This is a genomic window from Blastococcus sp. PRF04-17 (assembly GCF_023016265.1).
In the GTDB taxonomy this organism is placed as follows: Bacteria; Actinomycetota; Actinomycetes; order Mycobacteriales; family Geodermatophilaceae; genus Blastococcus_B.
On record NZ_CP095412.1, the window covers coordinates 75,286 to 93,318 of the forward strand.

Annotated in this window: 15 protein-coding genes, 2 pseudogenes and 1 other annotated feature; of the genes and pseudogenes, 6 read left to right on the plus strand and 11 right to left on the minus strand. The window is 71.0% G+C overall.

All coding sequences use genetic code 11. The annotated features are described in order from the left end of the window. Positions 1-15: 15 nt before the first annotated feature. Both MVA48_RS00380 and MVA48_RS00385 read right to left on the minus strand, forming a co-directional pair. Positions 16-975 carry an NERD domain-containing protein gene (locus MVA48_RS00380; protein ID WP_246984466.1) on the minus strand — a complete coding sequence of 320 codons (960 nt, stop codon included), beginning with the start codon at positions 973-975 and terminating at the stop codon, positions 16-18. Beyond that, positions 972-5,585 carry a sacsin N-terminal ATP-binding-like domain-containing protein gene (locus tag MVA48_RS00385; protein ID WP_246984468.1) on the minus strand — a complete coding sequence of 1,538 codons (4,614 nt, stop codon included), beginning with the start codon at positions 5,583-5,585 and terminating at the stop codon, positions 972-974. Before MVA48_RS00385 ends, MVA48_RS00380 begins: the two co-directional genes overlap by 4 nt. Before the next feature lie 294 nt (positions 5,586-5,879). Here MVA48_RS00385 and MVA48_RS00390 point away from each other — a divergent pair. Next, positions 5,880-7,129, plus strand: a protein-coding gene (locus MVA48_RS00390) for an IS3 family transposase (RefSeq protein ID WP_246984470.1) whose coding sequence is annotated in 2 segments (ribosomal slippage) — positions 5,880-6,159 and positions 6,159-7,129 — 1,251 coding nt in all. Because the reading frame shifts where the segments join, the coding sequence is not laid out codon by codon here. Further along, positions 6,158-6,286 (plus strand) — a sequence feature (AL1L pseudoknot). Its footprint overlaps the gene before it by 129 nt. On the opposite strand, the gene MVA48_RS23870 is transcribed toward MVA48_RS00390, so the two are convergent. Further along, positions 7,095-7,469, minus strand: coding sequence for an IS3 family transposase (locus MVA48_RS23870; RefSeq protein WP_371821172.1), 375 nt, complete (start codon positions 7,467-7,469; stop codon positions 7,095-7,097). The genes MVA48_RS00390 and MVA48_RS23870 overlap by 35 nt on opposite strands. Positions 7,470-7,519: 50 nt before the next feature. Here MVA48_RS23870 and MVA48_RS00400 point away from each other — a divergent pair. After that, positions 7,520-8,416, plus strand: a pseudogene (locus MVA48_RS00400) (CocE/NonD family hydrolase); the annotation flags it as partial. On the opposite strand, the pseudogene istB reads toward MVA48_RS00400, so the two are convergent. Continuing rightward, positions 8,408-9,043: pseudogene (istB, locus tag MVA48_RS00405) on the minus strand (IS21-like element helper ATPase IstB); the annotation flags it as partial. The pseudogenes MVA48_RS00400 and istB overlap by 9 nt on opposite strands. A gap of 198 nt (positions 9,044-9,241) precedes the next feature. After that, on the minus strand, positions 9,242-9,679 hold the full coding sequence (locus MVA48_RS00410) for a Mu transposase domain-containing protein (RefSeq protein ID WP_246981008.1): 438 nt from the start codon (positions 9,677-9,679) through the stop codon (positions 9,242-9,244). 104 nt (positions 9,680-9,783) lie between these two features. Between MVA48_RS00410 and MVA48_RS00415 the strand changes: the two genes are divergently transcribed. Then, on the plus strand, positions 9,784-9,942 hold the full coding sequence (locus MVA48_RS00415) for a hypothetical protein (protein ID WP_246981010.1): 159 nt from the start codon (positions 9,784-9,786) through the stop codon (positions 9,940-9,942). 304 nt (positions 9,943-10,246) lie between these two features. Here the strand turns inward: MVA48_RS00415 and MVA48_RS23875 are convergent, their stop codons facing one another. After that, positions 10,247-10,600, minus strand: coding sequence for a terminase gpP N-terminus-related DNA-binding protein (locus MVA48_RS23875; protein WP_371821147.1), 354 nt, complete (start codon positions 10,598-10,600; stop codon positions 10,247-10,249). 313 nt (positions 10,601-10,913) lie between these two features. Here MVA48_RS23875 and MVA48_RS00425 point away from each other — a divergent pair, with 313 nt between their 5' ends. Beyond that, positions 10,914-11,081, plus strand: coding sequence for a hypothetical protein (locus MVA48_RS00425; protein WP_246984472.1), 168 nt, complete (start codon positions 10,914-10,916; stop codon positions 11,079-11,081). 32 nt (positions 11,082-11,113) lie between these two features. Further along, the gene (locus MVA48_RS00430) at positions 11,114-11,932 is read left to right on the plus strand and encodes a GIY-YIG nuclease family protein (RefSeq protein WP_246984474.1); all 819 of its coding nucleotides are present in this window, start codon (positions 11,114-11,116) and stop codon (positions 11,930-11,932) included. A gap of 13 nt (positions 11,933-11,945) precedes the next feature. Here the strand turns inward: MVA48_RS00430 and MVA48_RS00435 are convergent, their stop codons facing one another. From MVA48_RS00435 to MVA48_RS00455, 5 genes are all read right to left on the minus strand, one after another. Then, the gene (locus MVA48_RS00435) at positions 11,946-12,911 is read right to left on the minus strand and encodes an IS481 family transposase (protein ID WP_246984476.1); all 966 of its coding nucleotides are present in this window, start codon (positions 12,909-12,911) and stop codon (positions 11,946-11,948) included. 170 nt (positions 12,912-13,081) lie between these two features. After that, positions 13,082-14,473: an ADP-ribosylglycohydrolase family protein gene (locus MVA48_RS00440; RefSeq protein ID WP_246984479.1), complete on the minus strand. Its 1,392-nt coding sequence runs from the start codon at positions 14,471-14,473 to the stop codon at positions 13,082-13,084. 42 nt (positions 14,474-14,515) lie between these two features. Continuing rightward, positions 14,516-15,607: a transglycosylase domain-containing protein gene (locus MVA48_RS00445; protein WP_246984488.1), complete on the minus strand. Its 1,092-nt coding sequence runs from the start codon at positions 15,605-15,607 to the stop codon at positions 14,516-14,518. A gap of 131 nt (positions 15,608-15,738) precedes the next feature. Further along, positions 15,739-16,074: a WhiB family transcriptional regulator gene (locus tag MVA48_RS00450; protein WP_371821173.1), complete on the minus strand. Its 336-nt coding sequence runs from the start codon at positions 16,072-16,074 to the stop codon at positions 15,739-15,741. A 165-nt stretch (positions 16,075-16,239) separates the two neighbouring features. Continuing rightward, a complete protein-coding gene (locus tag MVA48_RS00455) occupies positions 16,240-16,746 on the minus strand; it encodes a hypothetical protein (protein ID WP_246984490.1) in 507 nt (168 codons plus the stop codon). 39 nt (positions 16,747-16,785) lie between these two features. Between MVA48_RS00455 and MVA48_RS00460 the strand changes: the two genes are divergently transcribed. Beyond that, the gene (locus MVA48_RS00460) at positions 16,786-18,024 is read left to right on the plus strand and encodes a plasmid pRiA4b ORF-3 family protein (RefSeq protein ID WP_246984492.1); all 1,239 of its coding nucleotides are present in this window, start codon (positions 16,786-16,788) and stop codon (positions 18,022-18,024) included. Positions 18,025-18,033: the final 9 nt, after the last annotated feature.

The following is an 18,033-nucleotide window of genomic DNA, read 5'->3' on the forward strand; positions in this document are numbered from 1 at the left end:
GCCAACGTCCGTCGGTCAGCCCCCGTCGACGAGCTGGTCGAGCACCAGGAGGCTGTCGACGTCGAACAGGTCCTGCGCCTCGTCCACAACCAGCACGTCGGCCGGCGCTCTCGACGGGTCCAGCCGGTGGAACGGCATCACTGATGCCCCCGTCCCGTCGAGCCTCCCCTGAAGGAGCTCCGCGAGGCGCGGTGAGCGACAAGTCACCAGCACCGACGCTCCCGCGGAGGCAGCCCGTCTAGCCGTCTCCGCGGCGAGGAGCGTCTTGCCCGAACCGGCGCCACCGACGCAGAGGACGCGGCGGTTGCGCTCGGCTCCGACGAGCAGGTCGTACTGACGCTCGGCCAGACGGACGTACTCCTGCTCGAGCTGCGGCCCGAGGGCGCCCAGGGTGGGGACCCAGTCGAAGTCCGGACGGAGGACCCGCATCAGGTCCCCGTAGCCACCGCCGCGGACAGGACGCGACATGGTCGAGTGAGCATGCGTACGGGCGTCCGAAAGTGCCTTGGCCAGGCGCGTCACGGACATCGACTCATGTCCCGCGTACTGACTCGGGTGCCACTCGACGTCGGACGGCAACATCTGGTCGGGAGTCACGACCAGGTAACCCCAGGCGACATCCAGCGAGGGGAGTCGCTCTTGAACCCGGCGCTGCAGCGCGAACATCGCGCTGCGGGCCTGCTCGAAGGGACCTTCCCGCTTCTCGTTCGTATGCCCGTAGCGGTCGGTAAAGTTCCACAGCCCGTTCCGACGTCCGAGCCGGCCGCCCTTGACCTCGACGACGAGCACCGTGTCGTCCCAGATTACGAGGAAGTCGATTTCGGACATCCGCTTGTACTCGTGCACAGGGAGGTGAACGGAGTAGAGCGCGGCGACAGGAGTGGGAAGGTCGAGCTGTTCGAGAAGTTGGGCGACGCGGAGCTCCGCCTGGCTGTCGACATGCCCGAGAACCGACGTGGCCGGGACAAGCTTCACGTCGACGAGCTCCCGTTCCGCTCCCAGAGGTGGTCGAACTCCTTGTAGGCGAGGCTCTCGCCGAACTGACCGAAGGTGTCCTCGACGTTGACGACGAGGCACTCCGCGTTTCCGCCGTTCTTCTCGCCCCGCAGCCCGCGACCCACCATCTGGATATATGCGTTGGGACTGAAGGTCGGGCGGGCCACATACAACGCGCGAATCTTCGGGGCGTCGAAGCCTTCGGTCAGGACGCTGCAGTTGGTCAGGACTCGAATCTCACCGTTCTTGAACCCGTCGATGGCCCGGCGCCGCTCGTGGATGCGTGTAGCACCGCTGACTGCAGCGGAGGTGATGCCCTGGTACTTGAGCAGGGCGGCCAACACCTGGGCGGACTGCACCGAGGCGGTGAAGACCAGGACAGGCCAGTCCGGGGGCAGGTCGCAGATGTCCTCGAGCAGGCGTTGCATTCGGGCCTCGTCGCGCCCGATCCGTTCGAGAACTTGATTGGGCAGCAGCCGCAGCTTCTTGGTCCGGCGCTGCTCGTCAGCGTTGAGGACGAAGTCCGAACCTCGCAAGATTCGGTGCTCAATGTGTGACAGCACGCCCATCTGCTGTAGGACATCATAGGCGTCTCTGTCATCGTCCGCGAACGCATCCCACTTGACGTGGTCGAAGCGTGCGGCGAGGCGTTCGGTGGCGATCTCGCTCTGGCCCTTGAATGGTGTGGCGGTCAACCCGAGCATTGGGCGGCCTGTGCGGCGGCCCTCGATGCCCAGCCAGCGCAGGGTGGCGGTGATGTCTGTCCCGATCGCGCTGTGGGCCTCATCGATGACCACTGCGGACGGCCGGCTCAACCAGCGGTAGTCATCCTTCTCCCGGCAGACGGCCAGCTTTGCGTCCGTCGCAACGATGACGGACACGTCGTCCTCTGTCTCGGCCACGTCGTTCCGGCTCCACAGGCGGCCGATCCGCAGCGGCCTGTGATCGCCGAACTGGCGCCACACCGTGCTCCACGTCTGCACGGCTTGCTCACACAGCTCTTCGCTCTGGGCGATCCACAACAGCGGTCCGCGGAAGCCGTCCTCGGTGAAGGCCCGAACGATGGCCTCCACCGTCACGCGGGTCTTGCCGGCGCCGGTCGGCAGGTACAACATCGCCCGCCCGCCGTCGTCAAGGAGCTCTCGGATTTTCTCGGCGTACCGCTCCTGATACCCGTGCAGGGGGTCAAGCTCGGGTGGGCCGAGGACCGTGACATCGGCATCGAGGTGAGTTCCGGCCGTGCCGGCGTACTCGACCGGGAATCCCAGCTCGCTCATGAACTTGATCGCGGGCGGCGTCCCCGCCCATTGCTTTGGGACCGGTAGCCCTGCGTCCTCAAGGTCCCTCCTCGCTGCCCACAGTGCGTCGTAGCCGTGCACGTCCAGGAACAGCCTCGCGACGTCCAGCTCGCTGAGGTCCTGTCCCATTCGGCGGAGTGATTCGAGCAGGCCCTTCGGCAAGCGCTTCTCCAGCGCTGCAGCGTCCAGGAGGACCAGAAGCTTCGCCGCATGGTCGCGCTCGAGGCGGCAGGCGTGGATCGTCTTGTTGACCTGCTCCGTTTGCGCGTCCCGAAGGATCTGGTCGACGGTCGTCGCCGTGAGCGGGACCTCGAACTTCTCGGCCAGGCGCTCGAGCAGTTCCTCGTCGCTGAGCGTGTCCACGTGGTAAACCGTGTCGCCGTCGACCGCGATGTCCTCGGCACGGGCGTCGACGCCGTCCGGTGCTGTGACCTGGCGGACAACGCTGCTGCACTCGACCAGTCGGAGACCGTCGAGTCGATTGACCGCCAGAGGGCGCAGACCGCGGTAGCGGTCGAGGAGAGCGACCGGCGTGCGCGGCGCGTCAACGAGTACCTCGACTCGCAGGTGGGCAGAGGCCGGCCGGCAGCCCCATCGAGCGCTGAGGGCAGTCGCGGCCTCGTCGTTCACGACGACATGGGGAAGGTCCCGGGCAGCGAGCTCGCGAGCCTCCTCCTGGTCCTGGGCGAGGTAGAGATCGGACGGACGCACGAGGGCACCCACCCCGGAGCTGATCGCCGGAAGAGCAGCAGGGGTCTCCTTCTGCGGCAGATGGGTCGCTGCCTCGGCCAACAGGCGCCCGAGGACGGAAGGATCGCTCGCTGTCGGCAGGTGCGTGAGGAACTCCCGCCAGGTGTCGACGGGCACGGCCCCGAGGTCACCGACGAGCTCGAGCATGTCCGCCGCCGGGTTTAGTGCGACGGGGAGGTACGGAGCGAAGTGGCCCAATGACCGCGCGAGCGTCTGCCGGGTCGGCCGGGGACCCCACGCGGTGTCGAGGCTGCCGAAGCGCTGCACCGCCCACATGTGCGGAGCGGGGCAATTGAGTGGGGGGAACTGGTCGGGCCGCTTGTTGTGGACGAGCTGCCACTGACGAGGTTGCTCCGCCTCGAGTAGCTCCCTCGTCCACGTGAGCCGCGCGGTGTCATCACCGGTCTCCGCAAAGCGGCGGAGGAGCTGGAGCCCGGTGAGCCCTTCCGTGCGATCGAAGACGAGAGCGAGGGGCTCGGGGCGGCGCCCGGTCGTCACCTGAAGGTACAGCTCGCGTCGGGTGTTCCGGTACTCCTGGAAGGTCGCGTCCCGGAGCAGCGCGGTACTGACGAGCGGCCTCACCCCGACGCCGAGCAGCTCCAGGATGCCCAGGTGCAGCCCGTGGACGGCATCGTCGAGGACAAGAGCCGGATCGTTCGGCTCGACCAGACCGGCGACAACTACCTCGCTGGGGTCGTACCAGGCGCCGTCACGTGCACGAACTCGCAGCAGGCCACCACGCCCGAGGTGTTCGACCAGGACGTCACGGGCGTCGGCGCCGCCGACCTTGTCGACGAGATGCCACAGGGCTCCCCACTCGGAGTGGCCCCACTTGCGGTCCACGGAGTCGACGAGCCGCCGGAGCTCCTCAAGCGGGTCGACCTCCTGGAAGCCTTGCTCGCGGAGCACCTCGGTGACACCTGGGTGCTCGCGAAAGGAGGGGAGGATAACGGCCAACCCACCTACCGTGCTGCTCACCTCCCCACCGAGAAAGAGTTCCTCGACCGCTGCCAGTGGGTGTAGACGACCGGCCGTGTCAGGCACCACGGCAGCGCGCTCCATGTCTCTGCGCGTCGGCTGATCGATGACGGTTCCGAAGACCAGGACCGCGGCTGCGCAGTCTTCCTCGGTGAAGCCTGAGGCGGGCACGAGCCGCTCGATCCACGCCTTGGCCCCCAGCTCGCCACGCGCCTTTGCGCCGTCCTCCTCGCGGACCAACGTCCTCAGTCGGGCGCGTCGGGTGGCAGACGTGTAGCAGGAGGGATGGGGCGCGGCCTTCGGACGCCGAGGAGCCATGTGCCAGGTGATGTGCGTGGCCGGCTCCAGTCGAAGTTCGAAGTGCGGGTACTCAAGGTCTTCGGGCATGCGGAGGATGCCATCGGCGTCCGGGATGCAGTCCGCGTAGCGGGCCAGGCTGGGGATCTCGCGGGTGAGGTACTTGTCTGCAAAGTTTGACGCCTCGCGGCCACGCGCCGGCAGGTAGTCGAAGTGTCGCGCGGGATCGTCGGCGGTCCGAAGCTCTGGTAGCGCCTCGACCACCATGTTGGCGACCACGCGTAGCAGTTCCTCGTTGAAGGCGCCGGGCAGCAGATTGGTCCGGTCGTCGTTGACCTGCCAGGGCGCGTTGATGATCCCGCGGGTCGACGAGACGTCCTTGAGAGGGAAGTACGCCCAGAACTCGCCGCGTTCGCGGGCGTCCGACAGCGGCGCCGCGTACGAGACGCGCACCTCATCGCGTCGAATGGCCTCACCTACGCCCGACAACGCCGCCTCGGACAGCCGGTGATTGGTGTGCTGGACCCACCAGGGTGCGGGGTCGTCACCGGCGCGGGTGAGGAGGTATCGGTGGTCGCCCTGGAACTCGCAGGTGTAGGTGCTCTCGAAGCTGGTGCCGGCCTGCCTCTCGACGCCGAGGTGCAGCACCTGAACGTGGTCGGCGAACAGCAGGAATTCCGCCGGGAACTTGAGCAGCTCGTCGACGAGGCGCTCGATCTGCGACGCGAGAGGCAGGCGCACGACCGTGGTCGCCCAACTCATGAGGTGGCGGAGCATGTCGTCGCTCGCTGCCTCGGTCTCGGGATCGAGCAGCAAGGGCGTGCGGAGAACGGGGTAACGCACAGCGTGGGGATCGATGGCGGAGAGGGCTGCCTGTGCAAAGTCGGAGTCGAATCCGAAGGAGACGGTCCTGCTGAAGACCTGGGGACGGTCGCTGACCCCGAGTACCGACTTGAACCCGAGACCGAACCGTCCGATCTCCTCGCCGCGCTTGGGGCTGAGGAATGCCTGGCATACGGCCTCCAGGCCCTGCTGTGTGAAACCCTCGCCCTCGTTGGCGCAGTAGAGGGTGTCCCCGACGAGTCGGACCTCCACGCGCCCGACCTGACCGGTCTTGCTGAGCGCGTCGGCGGCGTTCTGGATCAGCTCTAGGAGTTGCCGCTCGGCGTAGCCGCCGGTGCGGTAGCTGTCCTCCTGGTTCCCGTGCTCGGCCACCAGGAGCCGATTCGCGCGGTAGGCCTCCATGGCCCGCTCGCGGTGGTCCACGATCCACTGCTGGAGGTCAGCCTGTGGCCGCGTCCATTCACCCCGTGTGCTCATCGCTACGGATTGTGCGCCAGGCCACCGACATTCCGGATCGGGAACGCTCCGCTGTTACCCATTCGAGGGCCGCGTCGGTGTGTAATGTGGCCAGAGAGGCCTGTGGTGCAAGTGCACAAGGGGCGCTCGCGGCGGGGCATGAATGGCTGGCTATGTCCCAGTCAACAGGCGCGTGCCTGGAGCGGCAGTGTCCCGCCCCGGGTCTGATGGAGGCTCTCAATCCACGTGAGGATGAGAGTCATGGCGGCACCGAGGAAGTACCCCGACGAGCTGCGGGAGCGGGCGACCCGGCTGGCGGTCGAGGCCCGGCGTGACCCGGCGACCCGGACGGGGGCGTTGAAGCGGATCGGCGCGCAGTTGGGCATCAACGCCGAGACGCTGCGCAACTGGGTCATCCAGGCCGAGATCGACGACGGGCACCGGCCCGGCACGACGACCGATGACGCCACCCGGCTGGCCGAGCTGGAACGGGAGAACCGCGAGCTTCGCCGGGCGAACGCGATCCTGAAGAGCGCGTCGGCTTTCTTCGCGGCGGAGCTCGACCGCCCGTCTCGCTGATCGTTGCCTACGTCGATCTGCACAAGCAGGAGCACGGGGTCGAGCCGATCTGCCGGGTCCTCACCGAGGCCGGCGTCAAGATCGCCCCGAGCACCTACTACGCCCACCGGACCCGGTCGCCCTCGGCCCGGTCGATCACCGACGCGGCCACCACGGCGGTGATCGAGAAGGTGCACGCCGACAACTACGGGGTCTATGGCGCCCGCAAGCTGCATGCCGAGCTGCACCGGAAGGGGCATCGGGTGGCCCGCTGCACCGTCGAGCGGCTGATGCGCAGCGCCGGGCTGCGCGGGATCAGCCGGGCCAAGGGCCCGCGGACAACGCTCCCGGGCGCTGGCCCGGACACCCGCCCGGATCTGGTCGACCGGGCGTTCACCGCGACCGGCCCGGACCAGCTGTGGGTTGCCGACATCACCTACTGCCGCACCTTCTCCGGCTGGGTCTACGCCGCGTTCGTCATCGACGTGTTCTCCCGCCGGGTGGTGGGGTGGCAGCTGTCGAAGTCCCTACGGACCGACCTGGCACTCGACGCCCCGGAGATGGGCATCTGGACCCGCCGGCGGACCGGCCGCGACCTCGGCGGACTCATTCACCACTCGGACAAGGGAGTCCAGTACGTTGCCGTGCGCTACACCCAGCGCCTGGCCGAGGCCGGCGCGGTCGCCTCGGTCGGCTCCACCGGCGACTCCTACGACAACGCGCTGGCCGAGGCGTTCAACTCGCTGTTCAAGGCCGAGCTGGTCCGCAACCGCGGTCCGTGGAAGGGCATCGACGACCTCGAGATCGCCGTCGTCGAGTACATCGACTGGTTCAACCACCGACGCCTGCACGGCGAGATCGGCCTCGTTCCACCGGCCGAGCACGAGGAGCACTTCCACCGGCACAACACCGTGGCGGCTACCGTCGCCGCGTCAGTTCCGAGCCTCCACTGAACTCGGGGCGGGACACCGGGCCGGTCGCGGTGAACGCCCGGTCGACCAGATCCGGGCGGGTGTCCGGGCCAGCGCCCGGGAGCGTTGTCCGCGGGCCCTTGGCCCGGCTGATCCCGCGCAGCCCGGCGCTGCGCATCAGCCGCTCGACGGTGCAGCGGGCCACCCGATGCCCCTTCCGGTGCAGCTCGGCATGCAGCTTGCGGGCGCCATAGACCCCGTAGTTGTCGGAGCGCCGGCTGGCCCCGCGCCTGAGTGAGCTGCCGCGGCAGGGCCTGGCCGAGCGCTTCGGCGGAACCCCGGCGCCGTGGTTCGACGAGTGAATGAACCACCCCGACCTCACCGACCCGTACTGGGACCGACCGCTACCGGGCCACGCCCGCCGTCCATTCGAGCACCGTCCCCACCCTGCTCATCGGCGGATGGCACGACTGGTTCGTCGAGCAGACGCTGTACCAGTACGCCGCCCTGCTCGACCGCGGCGTCGACGTCGGGCTGACCATCGGCCCCTGGGCGCACCTCTCCATGGACCCAGCGGTGTCGGCGCGCGAGAGCCTCGCCTGGCTGAACACCCACCTGCCGATCGCCGCGGCCGATCCGCTGCCGCCTCGGGAGAACCGCGTCCGCGTCTACGTCACCGGCGCGCGCACCTGGCGGAAGCTGCTCGACTGGCCGTCGGCCACTACCGACCGCATTTGGTACCTGAGGCCGGACGGTCGTCTGGACGGCGACGCGCCGGCCCAGGCCTCCGCGACGACCTTCCGCTACGACCCGATGGACCCCACTCCGTCGGTCGGCGGCCGGGTGCTCGCGCGCAGCGCCGGCCCGCGGGACAGCATGGAGCTCGAGGCGCGCGACGACGTCCGCACCCTCAGTACGCCGGCCCTCCGGAAGCCGGTCGAGGTGCAGGGCGCCGTGCGGGTGCGCCTATTCGTGGAGTCGGACAAACCGTGCTCGGACGTCTTCGTCCGGCTGTGCGCCGTCGGCCCGAACGGGAAGTCGGTCAACACCACCGACGGCCTCGTCCGGCTCGACCCGGCACCGGGGAGGAGCCGGTTAAGGGGAGGCTGGTCGAGACGACGCTGCCCGACACTGCGCACCCCTTCTGCGCCGGACACTGGATCCGACTGCAGGTCTCCGGCGGCGCCCATCCGCGGTACGCGCGCAACCTCGGCACCGGCGAGCCGGTCGATCAGGCCTCGCACGGGGTGCCGACCAACTGATGGCGCTCGCCGGATCTCCCCAGGTCTGCTCATCGAAAGTCCCCACCCGGGAGCGGGGTCAGGTTAGCGGTCGTCGGGTGCCGGTGGCGGCGCGGCGGAGGGTGTCGGTGCGGGCGTGGTGGTCGCGGAGTCGGTAGCTGTCGCCGTCGAGATTGAGCACGACGGAGCGGTGCAGGAGGCGGTCGAGCATGGCGGCGGCGACGGTGGTGTCGCCGAGGACCTCGCCCCAGGCGGCGACTCCGCGGTTGGTAGTGAGCACGATGGAGGTCTTGCCGTAGCGCTGGGAGACGACCTGGAACAGCGCTGAGGCGGCCTCGCCGGGCAGCGGCAGGTAGCCCAGTTCGTCGATGACGAGCAGGGTGGGGCCGGCGTAGAAGCGCATGGTGGTGGCCCAGCGGCCCTCGATCGCGGCGCGGTGGCAGCGGGCGGCCAGGTCGGCGGCGGTGGTGAAGTAGGTGCGGTAGCCGGCCTGCGCCGAGGCCCGGGCGAGGCCGACGGCGAGGTGGGTCTTGCCGACTCCGGGTGGGCCGATGAGCAGCACGTTGGTCGCGGTCTGTAAGTAGCGGCAGGTCGCCAGCTCCTGGATGAGAGCGCGGTCGACTCCTGGGGCGGCGTCGTAGTCGAAGTCGTCGAGGCTGGCCGGGCTGGGTAGCGAGGCGAACCGGAGCCGGCCGGCCAGCCGGCGGGCCTCGGTCGCGTCGACCTCGAGGGGCCAGCAGCCGCTCGAGGGCGGCGGTCAGGCTCAGGCCTTCGGTGCGGGCGGCGTCGAGCACGGCGGGCAGGTGCTCGGCGGCGGTGTGCAGCTTGAGGGTGGCCAGGTGGCCGCGCAGCTGCTGGTAGAGGCTGGCCTGCGCGCTCGTGCTCGGTGTGGCTGTGCTCGGTTCGGTGGTGTTCATCGGAGGGTGTTCCTTCCTCGGGCGGCCCGGTCGTAGGCGGCCAGGTCGACCACGACGTCCGAGCTCGTGGCGCTGCTGGAAGAGGGTCGGCGGAGGGCGTCGGCCGCGGCGCGGGCGGCCGGGCCGGGTGGGATGCGCTGCTTGCGCCGGTGCGGCGCGGCGGTGCTGAACGCGGCCAGGACCGCGGTCTGCAGCGCGACGACGTGGCCGGAGTCGCGGATCATCACCCCGGCCCCGTCGGTGGCCAGCCGGTGCCGCGCGAGCACGGTGGGCGGCCGGCCAGGCGCCGCGGCGGTGGCGATGTCGATGCTGTCCGCGCCGAGCCGGTGCGCCACGGTCACCGTCGTCCCGGCCAGCTCCGGCGGCACCGAGTAGAGGTTGCCGCGGTAGGCCACCAGCGCCTGCGCGGAGATCTTCCGCTCGGCGGTGAGCACCGCGGGGGAACGGCGCCGGCAGCGGCGCGAGCCGCTCGTCGGCGAGGAAGCTGGAGACGGCGCCCCGCCGGCCGCCGAGGGTGCGGAGGCGGGCGTCGCCGCGGGTGGCGCAGAACTCGTCCAACGACGCCTGCGCCTGCTCGGGCGTGACCTCGTCGGCCAAGGTGCGCCACCAGCGCTGGGCGGCGGTGTGGTTGGCCTTCTCCACCACGCCCTTGCGGTTGCCGCGCCGGGGTGGGCAGATCGCGACCTGCACGCCGTAGTGCTTGGCGACGGCGGCGAACGAGGCGCTCACCCGCCCGGAAGCGGGGTGGCAGACCGTCGCCATCCGGTCGAACCGCCAACTGCGGGTCAGCCCGCCCAGCGCGGCGGCCACGCGGTGCAGAGCGTCGATCAGCTGCGGCTGCTCCATCGACGAGCACAGCACGCCGCGCCAGCGCCCGGAGTGCGCCAGCGCCCCGACCAGCAGGAACGCCTTCCCCTGGTATCCGGTGGCGGCCCAGCCGGCGGGCGGGTCGGGCAGCTCGACCCAGTCCCACTGGGTCTCCTCACCCGGCGGGTGCTCGATCACCGCCGCCGGCCGCCCTTGGCCGGCGCGCACGGCTCGCATGCCGGGCGCAGATCCCAGGCGCGCAGCTGCCGCGTGAACGTGGAGTACGCGCGGTCGTAGCCCAACGCCGTGACCTCGTCGAACAGCGTCATGGCCCACAGGTGCGGGTCCTCGGCCAGCCGTGCCCGGCAGTAGTCGATGAACGGGCCGAACCCGTCCGGACCGGCGGGGGCGCGCACCCCGGCCTGGCGGCCGTTGAGGTAGGCGCGGATGGTCTTGCGGTCACGGCCCAGGTGCCGGGCGATCGCCGAGATCGTCCAGCCCTGGCGACGTAGCGCGTGCACGTCGATGTCTTCCTCCCGTGTGAGCATGAGAGGCAGGGCTCCTTCGAGGTGGTGCGGTGGTCAGAGACCGCCATCCTCGGAGGAGCCCCCGCCGTCTCTGGCGGAGCTCCACGGGTGGGGACTTTCAGTGAGCAGCTCTGGGGAAATTCACCTGAGCGCCGTCACAACCACCGGATCTGCCACGGGGACGCGGCGCGCCGTCGTCCCTCACCCTGCCGACCGCCTGATCGACCTGGGGGCAAGTCGACAAATCGACCACAGGCGCCCCTCTGGGCCCAGCCGTGCGGAACGCCTCTCGCGCCTACCGCGCGGGACCCGTTCCGCTTCGTAGCGTGGAGTCGTGGCCAAGCACTTCACCGATGAGACCGCCGAGTTCAAGATGCCCCTGCCCGGGCGGCACGCCGCTGCCGACACCGGCGAACTGGAGATGACCCAGCGCTTCGACCCTGGCTTCTCCCGTCGTCCGGCCGTGCCGGCAGTTCCTCCCCGGGACGATCAGAGCCGCTGACCCATGCGCGGCTCAGTCGGGGGACGCCGTTGTTGACGTTCAACGACCTGCTGTCCCTCGAGGGTGTCGACCTGGCGCAGGTCCGCCTGGTCCGGCACCAGGACAACCGGCTGAAGCCCGGCCGGCTCTACGAGGCCTGGCGAAACGACAGATCCGCGTTCGAGCGGTACCAGAGCGTCCAGCAGCGCAACGTGTTCAACGAGGGTGACCTGCTCGCCAGCTTCATCGTGACCGAGGCCCGGAAGACCGTGTTCGTCGGCCTCTACGAGGTCGCCGGCATCACCACCTGCCCGGCCGGCACCGTCGACGCCCTGATCGGCGTCGACGTGTCCGGCTACCACGGCTACGACCTGCGGGTGCTCCACCAACTCGGCGACTACACCGACAAGGTCGACATCGACTGGGGCGCCGGCACCCGGAGCTGGGTCCAGCGAGCCGCCAACCAGCCCAAGCCGGTCCTCGAGATCGCCGAGCAGTACGAACCCCGTTTCCCGGGGTTCCGCGAGTTCGTCCGGCCGGTCGACGACATCCCCACCCTCCCTCACGGCTGGCAGCAGGTGCTGCGCGCCGTGAAGGGCGTGTACTTGCTGGTCGACGTCGAGTCCGGACAGCAGTACGTCGGCTCGGCGAAGGGTGCCGACAGCCTGCTCGGCCGCTGGCTGGAGTACGCCAACGGCGGGGACGGCGGCGACGTCCGCCTCAGGGCCGGTGCCCGCCACGGCCGCCGCCACTACCAAGTGTCGGTGCTGGAAGTCGTCGACGGCAACACCCCCGACGACACCATCGAGCAGATCGAGTCGTACTGGAAGTTCAAGCTGCTCACCCGGCGCTTCGGCCTCAACGGCAACTAGCTGTACCCGGCCATCAGGTTGGTGCCAGGCGGCTGGTCGGCGGGAGGCCGCCGAGTGCTGAGTGGCGGCGTCGAGTGTTGTAGTGCTCGATCCAGGGAGCAAGGGCGGCGGCGCGTTCGGCGTTGCTGGTGAAGACCTGCCGGTAGGCCCACTCGGTGACCAGGGTGCGGTTGAGCCGTTCGACCTTGCCGTTCTGCCAGGGGCAGTGCGGCTTGATGAACTTCTGCCGGGCGCCGAGCACGGAACACACCTCCCGCAGGGAGTACTTGTAGGCCCAGGCGTTGTCGGTCATCACCCGCTCGATCCGGTCGATGCCGTGGGCGGCGAAGTAGGCCGCGGCGCGGGCCAGGAACGCCGCACAGGTGACGCCCTTCTCGTCGGGCAACACCTCGGAGTAGGCCAGCCGGGAGTGGTCATCGACGAGTGAGTGCACGTAGTCGTAGCCGACCTTGGTGTCCCGGTCACGGCTGATGCTGCGCGCACCGCGGCCATGGGCGCGCCAGCCGCCCCCGTCGGGGATGCGGCCGAGCTTCTTGACGTCCATGTGCACCAGCTCGCCGGGCCGGGACCGCTCGTAGCGGACCGCGGTCTGCTTCGAGGAGCGGATGACCTCCCCGGTCATCGGGTCCAGCGTGCAGAGCCGAGGTTGCCCGCGGCGGGCCAGCACCCGGGACACCGTGCGGGCCGGCACGCCCAGCTCGGCGCCGATCCAGTCCGGCCCGCGGCGCTCATCGCTGCGCACGGCCACGATCCGGTCCTCGACCTCGGCCGGCGTCCGGGTCGGGCTGGTGTGGGGGCGGCTGGACCGATCGGCCAGCCCGGCCTCGCCCTCGGCGGCATGGCGGCCGATCCAGGTCCGCACACACTTGCGGGAGATCCCCATCGCCGCAGCGATGTGCGCCTGCTTCCAGCCGGCGGCGTGCCGGTCGACAATCAGCTTGCGGCCGTGGACGGTCAAGCGAGCATTACCGTGGGACACGAGAACCTCCGAGCGGTGCGGGCCTTCGACAAGCCACACCTCACTCGGAGGTTCTCCTTCGTTCAACCCGGCCCTCTGTCACCAACGTCCTGGCCGGGTACAACTAGCCAGCAGTGCAACTGCGCCTCTGGGCTCCGGGACTACTTGAGTGGTGGAACCGGGGTGCGATGTCACCGCACTCGGGCGGCGAGCCGTTCCAGCGCGGCGGTGAAGCTCACGTTCCACAGCCCCAGGTGCGGCCAGCGGTCGGCGACGTAAGCCGTCGCCTCGTCGACCGACATCCTCTTCTCGCGCACCAGCCAGCCGCGCAGCACCAGCCCGGTGCGTGACGCCCCGCCGTGGCAGTGCACCAACAGGCGGTGCCCCTCGGCCCGCAGGGCCGCCATGTCGTCGAGGACGTCGGCCAGCACGACGTCCAGGTCGCTGTTGTGTTCGTTGTCGGCGATGTAGGCCATCCGCTGCAGCTCGTGCGGGAACGGCTCGCCCAGCCGGCACAGCGAGATGACTGCGAAGTCGGTCTCGCTGTACCGCGCGCCGTCGAGGTTCGCCGCCCAGATCCCCGGCAGCACCTTCGTCGGGCCGATCCGCGGGATCACCCCGGGGTCGTAGTTCTGCTGAACACCGCCGTCGAGCGCGGCCGCGAGCTGCTGCAGGTCCGCGACCCGCCACACCCGATCACCGTGGCCGGGCACCCGGCCGTGCACCACCGACGCCCACCGGCTCGGGATGCCGCCCATCCCGAACACCGCGCCGGCCAGCCCGCCGGCCACGCACGCCACGGTGTCCGTGTCACCGCCGAGGTCGATCACCAGCCGCAGCACCTCAGCGAAGTCCCGCCCGTGCCGCAGCGCCCACACCGCCTGGCCGAGCGTCGGCCACACCGCACCGTTCGACTCCGTCGCGTCCGCCGGCGCCCACGACGGCGCCAGCACCGCCGCCCACCGCTCCCGGTGCTCCTCGGCCACCAGCGCCACCGCCGACGGAACCGCCGTCAGCGGATCACCGCCGTTCAGCGCCACCCGCAGCAGCTCGGCGAAGATCGCGCACCCCTCACCGGCCGCCGGGTCGCCGTGCGTCAGCGCCGACATCCGCCGGGCGGCGTCGGCGGTCGCCGTCGTCCCGAACCGGGAGAACCAGACCGCCGCCGGCGTCGCCCGCATCAGCGAGCCGTTGCCCGCGGCACGACCCGTCGTCCCGAAGTGTTTCGTCGCGGCGACGTCCCAGGGAAGACCAGACCGCAGCACCGCCCGGGTCTGGTTGCCGATGTCCGGCGGCTCCGCTTCGGCCCACCGCACGAACCGGCCGAACAGATCCGCCTCGTCCAGGCCGTCGTTCTCCAGCAGCGACTCCGCCACCAACAGCGCCATCTGGGTGTCGTCGGTGAACTCGCCCGGCTCCCAGCCCAGCGACCCGCCACCGCACATCTCGGTCCGAGCGCCACGCGCCGGCACGGGGAAGCGGGCGGAGAACTCGCCAGCGGGTCCGAACTCGAACGGCGCACCGAGCGCGTCGCCGACGGCCGAGCCGACCAGCGCGCCGGCCACCCGGTGGGAGCGGTGCATGCCCCTACATTGCCAGTCGTCAGCCGGTGCCCTCCGCCGCGATCAGCTCCGCGATCTCGTCCGGGCGCGTCGTGCAGTCGTCGTCCGAGGGCTCCTGGTCGGAGGCGAGTCCCTCGACGCCGGCGTCCTCGACCGGCTGGAAGCCGAGCCGTTCCAGGTGACGCGGCACCCGGTTCTGCGCGTTGATGACGTGCGAGCGGGACAGCCAGCCGAGGCCGTCGTCCACCTCGAAGTCCATGCCGCCGCCGGGCGCGCGCTGGACGTGCCCGGGGAGGGGAGCAGCCCGACCAGCTGCACCGCCTCCGCGGCCGAGAGCTCAGAAGGCGGGGAGTCGAAGTAGTACCACCCCGCCGCGCAGACGCCGTAGATCGTCGGGCCGAACTGCGCGTAGTTCACGTAGAGCTCGAGCATCCGGCGGTCGTCGATCAACAGCGCCATCTCCATGGCGATCCCCGCCTCGAGCGCCTTGCGCCAGGCGCTGAGCTCCTGGTTGAGGAACATGTTCTTGGCCACCTGCTGCGGGATCGTGGACCCCATCGGGTCCTCCTCGCCGGTCAGGTGGGCGTACGCGCGGCTCCACAGGTCGGTCCACTCGAAGGCGCCGGAGCGGTAGGGGAGCTGTGAGTCCTCGTGCGCGATCACCGCGGCCAGGAAGTTCCGGGAGACGTGCTCGACCGGCACCGACTGCTGGATCGCGCCGTCGGGGTTGGCGGCCATGAACGCCGTGGTCGGCGGGTCGATCCAGCGCAACGACAGCACGAGCAGCGCCTGGACGACGCCCAGCGCGGCCAGCACGCGGACGATGCGGCGGAACAGGCGACGGCGAGGCCGCCGTCCGGTGCGGTCGAACCGGCCACGACGGTCGCGACGCCGCACCCGCTCCGGCTGGACAGGCGGATAGGGCTGCTGCGGTGGCGGGAAGGCCGGCCCCGGCGGCCACGGCTGGCGAGGGCGTTCGTCCACCTGCGGCGGGAACACCGAGTCCGGGGGAGCGCCGTACCAGTCGTTGCCCGCCGGCGGCGGTCGGTCGAACCGGGGACGGCGGGCCGGCTCGTCGTACCGCTGCGGCAGCGTGTCGGCCGGCCGGCGGCGGAGTCGCCGGGTCTTCTGGGCGTCCGGCTCGTAGGAGGCCATGCGGCGCGTGCTCCCGGGGTCGGCGTCGAAACGCAAGCGTACGGCGACTTCATGTGAGTCCCGCTGACGTCGACGTCCTGACCCCCCCGGGCGAGATCGGGACCGAGAGCTCAGGACGCCGGGACGCTTCCTCAGGCGCTGAGGACGTCCCGCCGCTGCAGCCGCAGCCGGCGGCGCTCCCGCTCGGAGAGACCGCCCCAGATGCCGAACCGCTCGTCGTTGGTCAGCGCGAACTCGAGGCACTGGGCGCGCACGTCGCAGCCGACGCACACGCGCTTGGCCTCGCGGGTGGAGCCGCCTTTCTCCGGGAAGAAGGCCTCGGGGTCGGTCTCGGCGCACAGCGCGCTCAGCCGCCAGGTCTCCTCGGCGACAGGGTCCTCAGCCCACGGCGGGGCCGGTTCGGGCTCGGCGGCCAGGTACGAGGTGTCGGTGAGCAGGGTCAGGGCGGGGCGTTCGAAGTAGGTCACGGGAGCTCCTCAGGGGAAGTGGGAGGCAGGCGGGTAACGGACCGGCGCGGCCCGTTTGCTCTCCGTCACGGTAGGACGCGCGATACCGGATCGGCTCCGGCAGGAACTCCCCGAAGCCGGCATGCCTCCTTGTCGACATATGTCTTTGTCGATGGCCTCGGCTGATCAGAGCGCGAGGGTTCCGCCGCGGATCCGCACGCCGGCGCCCCAGTGGCAGGCCGTCGGGACGGCGTCGTCGTACTCGCCCGCGTCGATCGCCTCGACCTTCGCCCACGCCGGCCCGACGCCGAACCGGACGACGTCGTCCAGGTCCCCGGTGAGCTGCACGACGCACGCGCTGGTCAGCTCGTCCAGCACCGGGGCGCAGTCGGCCGAGCCGCAGTCGCAATCGTCCCCGTCGAAGCGGCCGGTCACCTCGACTCCGATCCGGTCGCCGGGCGCGGTGCCGCGGAGCCGGTGCTCCTTGCCGAGCTTGCCCGCGTGCGACACGTCCAGGACCCCGTCGTCGGCCGTGGTCACCTCGACCCGGCACACGACGCCCTCGGTCATGCCCATGCCGCGGCCCGGCCCGTGCAGCACCCGCACCGTGCCGCCGACCCCACTGTCGAGGAACCGGCGATCGTCGCCGGCGGTGTAGTCGAAGGGGTACTTCCCGGGCTTCCGTCGTCCCACGACGGCAGTGTGGCGCAGCGGCTGGCAGGCTCGGGCGGCATGCGGCATGAACTCGTCGACCTGCTCGACGGCCTGCGCGGCTCGCGCAGTGCCGAGCTCCGCCGGGTCGTCTCCGGGGCCGGCCTCGACGGCGAGCCGCCGCCGCCGGAGCCCGACGTCGTCGAGCCGTACCGGTGGTTCCTGGCGCGGCTCGGCGACGGCGTCAAGCTCACCGCCGCCGGCTACCTGCCGCCCGCGCTGGTCGGCGAGACCATGCGGACCCTGGGCTGGGACGCCGACTGGATCGGTGCCGCCACCCGCGAGGACATCACCCGTCCCGTGGCGGAGCTGCGCGACACCGCCCGCCGGCTCGGCCTGGTGCGGGTGCACCGCGGGACGCTGGGCCCGACCACCCTCGGTCGGCGGCTCGCCGAGGACCCGACCGCCCTCTGGCGGCACATCGCCGCCCGGCTGCCGCTGGCCCGTGCCCATCCCGACCGCGTCGCCGGCCTGCTCTGGCTGCTCGCGGTCGCCGCGGGTCGCCCTCACCCGGAGAGAACTGTCGCCGAGGGCCTCGCCGTCCTGGGCTGGCTGTCGAGCCGGACGGGGCAGCCGCTCGACGAGACCGAGGCCTTCTACGCCGTCCGCGATTCCACGTGGACGGTCTTCGACCGGCTCGGCGTGCTCGGCACCCGGCGGGACCGGAACCAGCCCCCGACGCCGCCGGCCGCCGCGCTGGCCCGCGCCAGCCTCCTGCACGAGGAGCCGCCCGCTCCGGGGAAGGTGGTGCCGGCGGTCGAGCTCACCGTCACCCTCCGGGACGTCGACCCGCCCGTGTGGCGCCGCCTCGTCGTCCCCGAGAAGGCCACGCTGCGCGACCTGGACGGGCTGCTGCAGGCAGTCATGGGCTGGCGGGGCACCCACCTGTCGCTGTTCGAGCTGGACGGCCGGCCGTACGGCGACCTCGAGGACGACGACGAGCTCGGCGATCCGCGGAGCGTCCGCGTGGGCTCGCTCGCCGACGGGACGCAGTTCCGCTGGGACTACGACTTCGGCGACGGCTGGGAGCACGACGTCCGGGTGGAGCGGCATCGGACCGCCGAGGCACCGACGTGCCTGGCCGGCGCGAACGCGTGCCCGCCCGAGGACAGCGGCGGACCGCACGGCTACCAGCGGCTCCGCCAGGTGCTGGCCGATCGGCTGCACCCCGAGCATGCCGACGCCCTGGCCTGGCTGGGGCGCCCGCTCGAGCCCGAACGGTTCGATCCGGCAGAGGCCACCCGCCGCCTGCGCGCCTAGGTCGTCCAG